Source organism: Acinetobacter sp. Lyrl_1 (assembly GCF_051948795.1).
In the GTDB taxonomy this organism is placed as follows: domain Bacteria; phylum Pseudomonadota; class Gammaproteobacteria; order Pseudomonadales; family Moraxellaceae; genus Acinetobacter; species Acinetobacter towneri.
In genome coordinates this window covers 1-13,067 of sequence record NZ_JAYJLK010000001.1, presented here as the reverse complement: position 1 = coordinate 13,067, position 13,067 = coordinate 1, and the positions used below count along the sequence as shown (strand labels likewise).

General features: G+C 38.5%; 11 protein-coding genes. 6 read left to right on the top strand and 5 right to left on the bottom strand.

Annotated features, from left to right (window positions below; translation table 11 throughout):
- Positions 1-36: 36 nt before the first annotated feature.
- On the top strand, positions 37-1,752 hold the full coding sequence (gene dld, locus VF675_RS00055) for a D-lactate dehydrogenase (RefSeq protein WP_035311162.1): 1,716 nt from the start codon (positions 37-39) through the stop codon (positions 1,750-1,752).
- Positions 1,753-1,800: 48 nt separating this feature from the next.
- Positions 1,801-2,700 (top strand): LysR family transcriptional regulator, encoded by a 900-nt coding sequence (locus VF675_RS00050; protein WP_004970549.1) that lies wholly within the window; start codon positions 1,801-1,803, stop codon positions 2,698-2,700.
- Positions 2,701-2,805: 105 nt separating this feature from the next.
- Here the strand turns inward: VF675_RS00050 and VF675_RS00045 are convergent, their stop codons facing one another.
- A complete protein-coding gene (locus VF675_RS00045; RefSeq protein ID WP_019837853.1) occupies positions 2,806-3,357 on the bottom strand; it encodes a ricin-type beta-trefoil lectin domain protein in 552 nt (183 codons plus the stop codon).
- A 381-nt stretch (positions 3,358-3,738) separates the two neighbouring features.
- Between VF675_RS00045 and VF675_RS00040 the strand changes: the two genes are divergently transcribed.
- The 4 genes from VF675_RS00040 to VF675_RS00025 all read left to right on the top strand — a co-directional run bounded on the left by VF675_RS00040 (position 3,739) and on the right by VF675_RS00025 (position 7,783).
- On the top strand, positions 3,739-5,313 hold the full coding sequence (locus VF675_RS00040; protein ID WP_180009250.1) for a sensor domain-containing diguanylate cyclase: 1,575 nt from the start codon (positions 3,739-3,741) through the stop codon (positions 5,311-5,313).
- Between the two features lie 42 nt (positions 5,314-5,355).
- Entirely contained in the window at positions 5,356-6,486 is a 1,131-nt protein-coding gene (locus VF675_RS00035) for a TIGR00341 family protein (RefSeq protein ID WP_004970544.1), read from the top strand.
- A gap of 179 nt (positions 6,487-6,665) precedes the next feature.
- A complete protein-coding gene (locus VF675_RS00030) occupies positions 6,666-7,043 on the top strand; it encodes a diacylglycerol kinase (RefSeq protein WP_440204580.1) in 378 nt (125 codons plus the stop codon).
- Between the two features lie 56 nt (positions 7,044-7,099).
- Complete coding sequence (locus tag VF675_RS00025) at positions 7,100-7,783, top strand: phosphatase PAP2 family protein (protein ID WP_004970540.1); 684 nt, start codon at positions 7,100-7,102, stop codon at positions 7,781-7,783.
- Between the two features lie 9 nt (positions 7,784-7,792).
- Here the strand turns inward: VF675_RS00025 and VF675_RS00020 are convergent, their stop codons facing one another.
- From VF675_RS00020 to VF675_RS00005, 4 genes are all read right to left on the bottom strand, one after another.
- Positions 7,793-9,103: an ATP-binding protein gene (locus VF675_RS00020; RefSeq protein ID WP_104852308.1), complete on the bottom strand. Its 1,311-nt coding sequence runs from the start codon at positions 9,101-9,103 to the stop codon at positions 7,793-7,795.
- On the bottom strand, positions 9,103-9,780 hold the full coding sequence (locus tag VF675_RS00015; RefSeq protein ID WP_104852307.1) for a response regulator transcription factor: 678 nt from the start codon (positions 9,778-9,780) through the stop codon (positions 9,103-9,105). Before VF675_RS00015 ends, VF675_RS00020 begins: the two co-directional genes overlap by 1 nt.
- Before the next feature lies 1 nt (position 9,781).
- Entirely contained in the window at positions 9,782-11,494 is a 1,713-nt protein-coding gene (locus tag VF675_RS00010; protein WP_440204579.1) for a phosphoethanolamine transferase, read from the bottom strand.
- A gap of 240 nt (positions 11,495-11,734) precedes the next feature.
- Positions 11,735-12,436, bottom strand: a complete 702-nt coding sequence (locus VF675_RS00005; protein WP_096902719.1) for a VIT1/CCC1 transporter family protein — start codon at positions 12,434-12,436, stop codon at positions 11,735-11,737.
- Positions 12,437-13,067: the final 631 nt, after the last annotated feature.

Sequence of the window (13,067 nt, the reverse complement as noted above, 5' to 3'; positions counted from 1 at the left end):
ATTGTATTTTTCACCTTGTTTCAGGACTTGTACACTATGCCACAGACAATTTCTTCTGCAACACAATTTGATGCTGCAGCAACCCTCAAAAACTTGGTCGATATTGTGGGAAAAGCGCATGTATTGACCCATGAATCAGATACTCGTTTATATCGTCAAGGGCGACGTTTTGGCGAAGGACAGGTTTTTGCGGTGGTCACGCCAGGTTCTTTATTGCAGCAGTGGCAAGTGTTACAAGTGGCTGTGGCAGCAGATTGCATTATTATTATGCAAGCCGCCAATACTGGACTCACGGGTGGTTCTACCCCTTTTGGTGATGACTATGATCGTCCTGTAATTTTGATCAACACCCAACGTTTAAAAGGTATTCAGCTCATCAACGATGCCAAGCAAGTGATTTGCTTGCCTGGTGCAACATTGGATGCTTTGGAACAGCAATTGGCGCCGCATCAGCGTGAGCCACACTCAGTCATTGGTTCATCTTGTATTGGCGCTTCAGTGTTGGGCGGGGTATGTAATAATTCAGGTGGTGCATTGGTCAGACGTGGTCCTGCCTATACTGAGTTGGCCTTATATGCACAAGTCGATGCACTGGGCGAGTTGCAACTCATCAATCATTTGGGGGTGAATTTAGGGAACTCGCCAGAAGAAATTTTAACCAAACTTGAGCAACAACAATATCGCCCTGAAGATATTGAATATTCGGAACATTGTTGTGCTTCAGATCAGCGTTACGTGCATGATGTTGCCCAAGTCGATGCCGATACGCCTGCACGGTTTAATGCCGACCCGAGCCGTTTGTTTGAAGCTTCGGGTTCGGCAGGTAAAGTCTGTGTGTTTGCAGTGCGTTTGGATACATTTGAGAAAATTCCGAGTCAGGTGTTTTATATCGGCAGCAATCAGCAGGATGATTTAACCGCGATTCGCCGTTTTTTATTACGTGATTTGCCGCGTGTACCGATTGCTGGCGAGTATATTCATCGAGATGCCTATGACATTGGTGCAGAATATGGCAAAGACAGCTTCTTGTTTATCGAGAAGTTTGGCACCAGTAAAGTACCTGCAGCTTTTGCCATGAAAGATAAAGTTGATGGTTTTCTAACCCGTTGGGGCATGCGTGGATTGTCGGATAAAGTTTTGCAAATGTTCACGAAACTACTGCCAAATCATTTACCAGAACGCATGAACCAATTTCGTGATTTGTATGAACATCATTTAATTTTGCGCATTGAGCAGCAAGATGTTGCGGCAGTACAGCAGTTTTTAATGGATTATTTTATCACGCGCAATTCCGGCAGTTTTTTTCTATGTAATGAAGATGAAGGCCGCAAGGCTTTTCTGCATCGCTTTGCAGTGGCAGGTGCTGCAATTCGTTATCGTGATACACATCGAAATGAAGTGGAAGACATTGTTGCTTTAGATATTGCGTTAAGACGTAATGATCAGCAATGGGTTGAAACCTTGCCCGAAGAGTTGGAGCAGGCGATTATACATAAGTTGTATTATGGTCATTTTTTATGTCATGTCTTTCATCAGGACTATATTATTAAAAAAGGCGTAGACCCGTTGGCGATGGAACATCAAATGTGGTCATTGCTTGATGCACGTGGGGCAGAGTATCCTGCAGAGCATAATGTTGGGCATTTATATGTGGCGAAGCCTGCCTTAAAGCAGCATTATCAAAAATTGGATCCGACCAATTGTTTTAATGTGGGCATTGGGCATAGCTCTAAATTAAAAGCTTGGCGTTAAATAAGGATGAAAACTGAGCAGTGAAACTGATTCTAAGGAAAGATGGATATGTTTAAGTTAGATAGCAAACTGCTACAGATTTTTTACTATGTATATAAATTAAAAAATGTGTCTGCAGCAGCAGATGCATTGGGCATGAGTCAGCCTGCGGTTAGTAACTGTTTAAATAAAATTCGTCAGCATTTTAATGACCCATTATTTTTAAGGGTTGGCAATGAAATGTTGCCTACAGAGTTGGCGAAACAGATTTTTTCACCGATTAGTGAAATTATTAATAAAATTGAAACGGTCAATAATTTTAAAGTCGATTTTGATCCGACACATTCCGATCAATTATTTACCTTGGCAATGACCGATGTTTCGCATTTGGTTTTATTGCCAAAACTGACCAAGTTTTTAAAAAAATATGCACCTTCAGTGCGGATTAAAATTCGTCCTATTACCCGTGAAACCAGTTATCAAATGGCAAATGGTGAAATTGATTTTGCGATTGGTTTTTTACCTGAGTTAGAGCAGGGTTTTTATCAGCAGCAATTATTTTTACAATATTATGTGGTGATTAGTCGTAAAGATCATCCACGTATTTGTGAAAAAAGTTTAGATGTTGAAGCTTATATTCGTGAATCGCATGTCGATGTAGATACCAGTATAGGTCACTACCATATTGAAAATGAATTAAGCAATCGTGGTTTAAGACGTAATATTCTAATGAGTATCCCAAGTTATTTAGGGGTCGGTTTAATTGTGCAAGAAACCGATATGATTGCGACAGTGCCTTATTATTTAAGTGAGGTGTTATTGGCACGCGGGAATTTACAAGTAGTGAGTGCGCCTTTGAATTTTCCAACCTATCCTGTACGACAATATTGGCATACGTCTTGTCATCACCAAACCAGTCATCAGTGGTTAAGAAAAGTGATTTTTGATTTGTTTAGTCAGCATCCTTAATTAATCGTATTTAAAGTAAAATTTTTATAATTTTTTAAATTATCATTCGCTAATTCCCTCATCTTCAAAAGAGCAGGCTAGGCTGAGGGAATTAGTGATTCTTTTTTATAAGGCAATAAAACTAAATTTCTGCCCACGATTTTGATTGCAGCTATACATTTTCATTTTTCCATTATAAATATCTAAACATTTGCCTGTATCTGCACTACGAATACGCTGACCATCGAGATACCATTTTTGGTTACTTTGTCCATTACAGGTATAAGCAATTACTTCAGCACCATCATGTTTCTGTTTTCCTGCTACATCTAGACATTTACCTTGCACGGTAATGCTTTGATCAGGATGGAAAATAAAATGCTGATTGGTACCATCATGACAATGTGAAGTCTGAATGGAACGTTGATTACTGCGACTAAAATCTACGCAGCGACCATCATAGGTTTTAATTTTGACTTTTTGTTGCCATGTTTGTGCAGGATAAGGCATAGGTGTTGGCATATAAATGGTTTGTTGTGCAGGACGTTCTACAGGTGTACTTGCTGGAATTTGAGGTTGAATGACGATATTGGGAATCTGCCCCGATGCTGTTCCGTCAACTACAATACATGCTGTTAAAAGTGAGCAACTGCTTATAGTGAAAAGTGTCTTAAACATAAGAGAAAACAATTTATTTATTAGGTGGATAGGATAAATTTAAAGCATGGAATAAATATTTATTTTTTGTAATTTTATGAGTAATTGACCCTAAAAATTTATCGAATAGACAAGGTTTTCAGCAAAAAATAAGAACGAAAAAATTCAAGTTGTCTTTATTTGTTATTAGTCGGTGCATTCTTAGGAAGTGTGTGGTAGAAATTGTATTTAGAGGATATATTTCTGATTTAGTTTGTGGTCAGCAACAAGCGAATTATCCAATTTGTTGAATTGAACATCAAAAATTCAACTATATTGCTTTAAAATTATGTGATTGAGTTGTAAAATTATGTGTTAAAGTTGGCAATTGTCACAGTTTTTGAATTTTTGGGGTAGGAACTGTTGAAACATTTTTTACTACGACTTGGATTGGATCTGCGTAAACTTATTTTAATTTCCACAATTTTAAGTGTATCAGGCTTATTTGTCGTAAGTATTTTTATTTTAAATTATGTAATTAAACAACAATTAATTCAAAATTCACTTTCGATCAATGAAAAATATGCAGAAAAAATTGCCACCAGTGCCAATCAACATTTTTCAGATATGCTGCAAGAGTTGGATTATAGTGCACGTTTATTAGAAAAAAAATTTTATAATACACAAGTTAGAAAAGAAGAAGTAAAACGCTTAAAAAATCAATCGAATAATTTTAATAGTGTTTTATTGGTAGAGCAGAATAAACATATTTTAGCTTATGCACCTAATACATTAAAACTTAATTTTAATCAGGCTTATAGTACCATTGGTATTGATGGATCTATTGAAAAAAAGAAAACTTATATTTCATCTCCCTATTGGTCTATAAGTAATAATTTAATCGTCATGATGTCACAACCTATTTATAATAAAACACATCAATATTTAGGCTTAATCAGTGGTACGATTTATTTACAGGAGCAGAACTTGATTAATACCATGCTCAATACTCAGTATGATTATAAAAAAAGTTATATGTATGTGATTGATCAACATAATCGTATTATTTTTCATCCAGATAAAAAGCGAATTGGTGAAAAAATTATCAATAATACAGGTTTGGATTATATTAATAAGAATACAAAGGGATCAATTCGTTTAAAGAATAGTTTAGGTATAGATAATTTGGCGGGTTTTGCACATATTCCAAGTGTAAATTGGATTGTAGTTTCTCAGCAGCCCACAGATGATTTACTTGCACAAGCTAATACGCTGATTTTTAAAGTATCGATTGGAATCTTCATTTTTTACTTTTTTATTTTTTTATTGATTTGGTATATCTCAAGCTTTATTTCTTCACCTTTGAACCGCTTGGCACGTATGGCAAGTATGCTCAATCATGCGGACATTGAAAATAAAATTAAAGAAGTTGATCCGTGGTATTTCGAGGTTTTAAAGTTTAGAACCTCATTATTAATGAGTTCGGAAACCTTTAGTGATCGGATTGCGGAGTTAAAACATCGTGTCAATACGGACCCATTAACAGGTTTATATAACCGTCGTGGTATGCAATTATTTTTAAATGAACTGCTAGAGACTCGTACCGAATTTGCAGTATTAGCCATTGATATAGATTTTTTTAAGCAAATTAATGATCAGTATGGGCATGATCAAGGTGATGTGGTACTTAAAACGCTCGCGCAAATAATGCTAACTAATTTTAGGGAACAGGATGTTTGCTGTCGTAGTGGCGGTGAAGAATTTCTAGTTTTAATGACGACTGCAGATGCAAATGTGGTGTATAAAGCTGCAGAGCGGCTTAGAAAAACCATGCAGGAAACTACGATTAATCAGATGGGTCAAATCACCATCTCTGTTGGCATCGCTTTTTGGCCTCGAGATGCAGAAGATGTTTCTGATGTACTGAAACTTGCAGATAATAAATTGTATGAAGCTAAACATGATGGGCGTAATTGCACAAAGTCTACGGCCGTATGAGGATTTGGAAAGATTCTTCTTTAGCTGACACGGAGGTATGCTTTGGAAAAAGATCAAGATCCAACGATAGTGGTTGAAGACAGTCCTGAACAAGAAAAATATGAACTTTTGAAAGAAAAGCTGAAATACAAACAGGCGGAGCGCGAAAATTCTAAAAAAATTGATCATAAACAAGTACGGTTGAACATTCAAGCGGATGCCTTACCAAGCAAAACCTTTTTTATAATGAATGCTTTGGCAGCTATTATTGCAGGCTATGGTTTATTGTCTAATTCAGCTGCAGTGGTGATTGGTGCAATGCTGGTTGCGATGATGCTTGGTCCTATTTCAGGTATGGCTTTAGCATTTATTGATAATCGATGGTTGTTTTTTAAAACAGCATTTAAAACCTTAGTTTTAGGTGTGTCGATGATTGTCAGTATTGGCATCATTTTAGGTCTTATCAATATTAACTTACCTATCACCCATGAAATTCTGTCTAGAACTCAGCCTACCATTATGGATTTAATGATTGCACTTGCGGGTGGTGCAGCAGGGGCATTTGCAGCCGTTTCACCACGTCTGTCTGTGGCTGTTGTTGGCGTTGCAGTTGCGACTGCTTTGGTACCGCCGCTGGTTGCAAGTGGCATATTAATTGCGCATCTGGAATGGAAACATGCAGCAAATGCTCTGCTGTTGGCACTGACCAATATTGTTGCTATTCAAATTAGTTCTTCACTGGTGTTATGGGCAGCTGGTTTTAGACGCGGTTCAGATGAAGAAGTAAATAGCACAGTAATTGAATTTATTAAAAGAAATATCGTGAGTCTTTTAGTACTTTTTGCGCTGGGTATCTATTTAAGCTTTAACTTTATGATGATGTTAAATAAACAGATGTATGAACATCAGGTAGAAAGCTTGATTGAAAGTCAATTTAATCAACATAATAATTTGATTGATACGGTGCAGTTTGATCGGCGTAAAGAGATGACTTTAATTCGCGTAGTCTTGCGTGGAGATATAGCGCCAAAACCTCAACAGATTTCTGCATTGAATCAAAAATTAGCACAAGACCCACGTGGAAAACCAAGTGTGGTTCAAGTGCGCTTTATTCCTGTGCAAATTATTCAAGCCAAAGAAAGTCCTGATTTTGATATTAAGCAAGTTGAAGCCGAGCAATTGATACAACCTTAGATTCAACAATAAGAAATTGATGGTATTTACAGCTTACTTTAGATGGAGTCTTATTATTCAATAGGCATTCATAATGTTACATATTACACAGATTTAATTTAATAGTCTCAAAAGGTTATATTTAAGCCAATTTTAAGCTAAGTGACTTAACATCGGATTTATTTCAAATCAGATTCACTATGCTTCCACGCTCTCCTTACAAAGGCACTTCTGGTTTACAAAGGATTTTGAATGCCACAAGCTATTCTTTGGCAGGGTTTAAAGCCGCCTTTCAAAATGAAGCGGCATTTCGGCAAATCATTCTGATTAATTCACTGCTGATTCCGCTCAGTTTTTTCATGCCTGTCAGTCGTGTTGAACAAGTGCTCATGATTGTGGTGTGTTTACTTGCCATCATTGTCGAACTGATTAACTCTGCTATTGAAGCCGTGGTCGATCGTGTTTCGATGGAGCAACACCCCTTGTCTAAAAATGCCAAAGATATGGGCAGTGCAGCGCAATTTGTTGCTTTGGCAATTATCACATTGACTTGGGGCGCATGCCTGATTCCTGCTTAATCCTTCAAAAAAGCATAAGACAGACTTTAAAATAGATAGTGAGTTGAGTAATCCTCATGCGGCATCAGCATTCAAAATTTTTACTTCTTCAAGCAATTTTACTCCTTCTGAGTTTGCTGATATTGCTCAATTTTTTTAGCGTTGCAGGCACGCTAGATTTACACCTAATTCAACCTTTTATAGATGCACATGCAGAATTTCCACTGCGACAAAATTGGGCATTGGCTGAATTAAATCATCGTTATGTCAAATATATCCTGATTGCAGTATATCTGAGCTATTTGCTGGCTTGGTTGCTGTCTTTCAGATTTCAAAAATTACGTGCTCGTCGTTGGGAGTTTGGCTATTTCTTTTGGATGGCGGTGATTTCAACCAGTGTGATTGCAATACTTAAATCGCAGTCGGCACATGCTTGCCCGTGGGATATGAGCATTGCCACAGCGCATGGCGTTTGGTGGGATTTAAGTGCAACGGCAGGGCATTGTTTTCCTGGTGGGCATGCCTCAAGTGGTTTTGCTTTATTGGTAGGATATTTTGTTTATCGGGTTGCTCAACCTAAACGTGCTTATTTTTTCTTAATTGCAGCATGTATTTTAGGCATGGGGATGGGCTGGGCGCAAATGATGCGCGGGGCACATTTTTTTAGTCATAATCTTTGGACAGGCTGGATTACTTGGTGTTTAAATGTGGTTGCCTATGCATTCTTGGCGCATAAATTGCACACTCAAAATCTAACTTAAAACCCGATCTTAACGCATCGGAAATTTAACCTGCACACATAAACCACCTAAACTGGCACTTTTAGAAAACTCTAAACTTGCACCTAAGCGTTGGGTGGCTTTATCTACAATAGATAAACCTAAACCACTACCAATTTCCGCATGGTTATGAATACGGTAAAAACGCTGTCGAATTTGATTGAATAGTGCGGGGTCAATGCCTGCACCACTGTCTTCAATTTGCAAAATTGCATGTTGTTCTTGCTGAAAAATAGTCACATTAATCACGCCTTGTTTGGGGGTATATTTAATCGCATTATCAATTAAATTATAAATAATGGAATGCAAAGCAGAACTTTGCCCATGAATATTCAACTCTTGGCGTTGTTCGACACCTAAATCAATATCTTTTTGCAATGCCAATTGAATAAGTTGTTCCACACAGGCAATGGTCATTTGATTTAAAGATAGGGTTTGATCGTTTTCAATTAGACTATCTGAGGCATCTTGCTTGGCTAAGCTTAATAACTGATTGACTAAATGCTGTAAACGCAAAACCCCTTGGCTTAAATTATTGAGGGCATCACTATGTGGAAATTGCTGCAATAAAATTTGTACTTGTAAATTGAGTGCAGTGAGTGGGGTACGTAATTCATGTGCAGCATCGGCAACGAACTGGCGCTGTTCCTGCTGTGCGGCAGAAATTCGCGTAAATAACTGATTCATTTCCTGAATCGTGGGTGCAAGCTCGACAGGATAATCCAACATGTGAATCGGGCTGAGATCCTGCGCTTTACGACGTGCCAATTCGCTTTTAAAGTTATTTAGTGGTTGAAAATTATGACGAATCAGCCAACCCAAAGCCAAAAGGGCAAAGGGTAAAAATATTGCATAGGGAATAAACATATTTGCCGCTAATTCTAAAGCTAAATATTGGCGCACAGAGTTTTGCTGGCTAATTTGAATCTGTAGGGTTTCTTGCGGCAAAATATAGGTATGCCACAGTCCAACTTCGGTTTGATGATTATAAAACCCTGGTTTTTCTACGGGTTGTAGCAACACATCTTGAGGGTGTAATTGTGTTGTAGCATCGTCATATGACCAAATATCGACAAATAAGTCTTCTTCGCTATATCTCTGATTTAAATCGATTTGGCTCTGTGTAGGTTCAGGATGGTTCGCTGCAATGCGTTCTGCCAAACTTTGCATTTGTGCATCTAAAATTTCATTCATTTCTTCTAGGGCAATTCGATACGCTGCAAATACCAAAACGCAGCCCAACATGACACTAAAGATAGAAACATAAACAATCAGACGTTTTTGCAAAGAGTAGGATTGCATTAAATTTGCCCTAAACGGTAGCCCAAACCACGAATGGTACGAATAAAGTCCTTGCCAAGTTTGGCGCGTAAATGGTGAATATAGACTTCAATGGTGTTGCTGCTGACTTCACTGTCAAAATCATATAATTTATCTTCTAAATTACTTTTAGAGAAAATTTTATTAGGGTGGCTGACTAAAGCCATTAAAATTGCCCATTCACGATTCGACAATTCGATATATTCACCTTTGAATTTTGCCAAATGTTGTTCGGTATCTAAGACTAAATCGCCATAACTTAAAATATGTGCGGTATCGTTTACAGGATTTTGTGCGCCGCTACGTCTGAGCAGGGCATAAATTCGCGCCAGTAATTCATCAAATTCATAGGGTTTAATTAAATAATCATCTGCACCCTGATTTAAACCATCCACCCGTTGTTGCAATTGATCACGCGCAGAAATAATCAGCACGGGCAATTGTAGATGTAACTGGCGAATGTTTTTTAATACCTGCATGCCGTCCATCATGGGTAAGCCTAAGTCCAGCAACACCAACTGGATATCTTGCTGCTCTAATTGCTTTAAGCCATCAATCCCGTTGTTCACCCAAGTAACATCAAATTGCTGTAACTTGAGCAAGGTTTGGGTCGATTCGGCAATCATAAAATCATCTTCAATGATTAATATTTTAGGCATGTTACGACTCGTGCTGCGGTTGAGTGGTAGATGGGGCAGAACATTGATTCAGCATATCATTTTTCGGATCAATCACTTGGCTTTTTACATCTAGTAAGCTCAATAAACTTGGGAAAAGATTGTCCTGACTCAATGCTGTTTGGCGTTGTGCTTTTAAGCAATTCACTTGCGCAGCATTTTGTTGTTGCCAAGTTTCTGAAAACCACATCAGCATCGGTACATGAGTTTGTTGAGTGGGTGCCATAGAATACGGTGCGCCGTGTAAATATAAACCATGTTCGCCTGTCGATTCTCCATGATCAGACAAATACCAAAAACTTGTTTGATAGTTTTTTTGTTGCTCTAAAGTTTGAATCAACTGACTTAAAACATGGTCGGTATAGACAATCGAGTTGTCATAGGTATTGCGTAAGGCATCGGCACTGCACCCCTGAATCGCATTGCTGTTACACGTCGGTTGGAAGGGTTGATAAGCTGCGGTTGAGCGTTTGAAATAAGCAGGTCCATGACTGCCCATTTGGTGCAATACAATTAAATGTGAGCGCGTGTCTTTCGGGTCCAGTTGAGCAAGATAAGCCTGTAAACTGTCTACTAAAATTTCGTCTAAACATTCACCGCTGGCATCACACCATTTTTGTTTTAGTTCTGCAGGAATTTGATATTGCTGCACCCGATCACAGGCACCTTTACAGCCTGAATTGTTATCAATCCAAGTGACTTGATAACCTGCACGCTGAGCAATATCCAGTAATCCTTCACGGTGACTTGCCAGTTGTTCATCATAATTTTGGCGTGGCATCCCCGAGAACATGCACGGCACAGAAACAGCCGTGGCTGTACCACAAGAGCTGACTTGAGTGAAATTAATCACAGGCAGCTTAGAGAGTTCAGGGTTGGTATTTTTTGCGTAGCCATTCAGCGAGAAGCTTTCAGCACGTGCAGTTTCACCAACCACCAACAGCATAATTTTGGGTGCTGTGCCTGTTTGCGCACGTTGAATTAAATGTGCATCTTCACCATAGCGCAGCAGCGGCAAATTCTGTTTGGGTGCTTTCTTTTTATAATACGATAGACTAGAGGCAATCGCATTTTGTGGAGAAAGCATGCCTTTTAAATCACGATGCTCGCGGAAGATTGCAGCATAATCCACATAAAAACAGAACAATAAACCCAAAATCAGCACAATCGAAACTACACTGCCTAAAGTCTTTTGCAGTAATTGACGGGCAAAATGAGTCGGCTGAATTTTAACAGACCACACCAAGACCAATGGCAATAGTACAAACAGCACACTCCAAACCACTAAGCGTACAGACAAAAGATCACGTACTTCACGTACATCGGTTTGCAGCATATTTTGAATTTGGTCTGCGGTAATCACTACGCCCAAGCTATTAACAAAATAAGCGCTGAATCCACCGACTACAATCAAAATACTGGCTAATATTTTGGCATTCCAACGCCAGTTTAGCCATTGCAGCAACAGATGATACGCCGATACGATGACGATCACAGTTGCAATCAATAAGCCTATGGCTTTAATGCCCTGATAAGGTGTGAATTGTTGAATTTTCTCATAAAATCCATAGTTCAATACTAAGCCTAACCATAGGGCAAGCATTAGATTGAAATAGAATAAAGAAATCGGTTTTTGCCATACGCGCAGTCGGGCTAAGAAAGACGGAGCAAGTGGTGATTGGGGCTGCTTAGACATTGTCAATGATTCAAAAGACTTTAAGATGCTTTAGTTTAAAATTTGAAACTTAAAACTGACTTAAAATTGTGGGCTGAATCTGTTGTAGTTTTATTTGATTAACTTTGAAGATAGAAGTTTTAGAGATATAAACTTTGCATGGATAAGCTGTTCATTCATGTTATTTCTGAAGCTTGCCCTATCTCTGAACATATTTTTATCCAAAGATAGGGCAGATTTTTATACTGAGTTTTCTAGATTTTAAGCCACAGCGACATGGAACATTGAACCAATCCACGCACTGAATACCATGGCGACAATACCCCAGATCATGACACGCAATGCACCTTTCCACATACTTGCGCCACCGACATAGCTGGCAAGCGCACCCATAACCCCTAGACTGATTACACCGACCAACATCACGCCTTTGTCTAACAGATGTTCAGGTAAGAGTAAAATAGACACCAACGGGAATAATGAACCTACAGTAAATGCCAATGCCGATGAAAAAGCTGCCATAAATGGCTGCGCTGAGGTGTGTTCTAAAATACCAATTTCGTCACGGGCATGGGCATCTAGAGCATTGTGAGCAGTCAGTTGTATGGCAACTTGTTCTGCCAACTCGGCATCTAAACCACGAATCATATAAATATTGGTGAGTTCTTTTAGTTCATGCTCTGGATTGAGTTTTAATTCGCGTGCTTCCATCGCAAGGTCATTTTGTTCAATGTCTTGTTGAGATTTCACCGAAATATATTCACCTGCTGCCATAGAAGCAGCGCCCGAAATTAAGCCTGCAATACAGGTAATTAACAATGTTTGAGAAGATGCACCACTGGCTGCCATCCCCACGACCAAACTGGTCACAGAAATGATCCCATCGTTCGCACCCAATACTGCAGCACGTAACCATCCAGACCGTTCAATATAGTGTTTTTCGAGGTGGTAAGAATGTGGCATAGATCAAACTCTCTTGTTATTCAATTTTCGTTTATTGATGTGTGATATAGCATAAATCATTCTAAAAAATTTATCGTTTAAAAATGAGAGGTATTTCACAAAATAGATGAAGTCGTAATGTGGTTTTTGAGTTTGAGCTTGGAGTTTTTTATAAAATTTCCTTAAATTTCAACCTTTAAATGCCTTAAAAAATGATCAATAGCTTGTAAGATGATAAAAGAGATTGATTCAATCAGGCTTGCAAGTAAATAGGAAATATCGTGATGTCTTTTCAGAATATTGTCGTACCTGTAGTGAGCGAAGTCAGTCTAAAAACCATTCATCGGTTGGGTGCAGGGTAAAGTATGCCTAAATTATCTCGTGACTTAGTATCGCCAGACGTATTTGACTTAAAGTCATTTATTTCTCCTCGCATTAGGGGTAGATGTCGCACTTGCAGAAGTCATACGTGGACACGGTACAATTTATGATGCAGAAGTCTGTGATGCTGCGGTTCGTTTAATTAATGAAAAAGGGTATGAATTACCGCGCTAAAATATGCGTAATGAATAGTGCTAAAACTTGATTGTTGTGCAGTTTATCGGAGAGATTCTTAAAAAGTGTTAAATTTATCTCGTAAATTGTTTAGAAT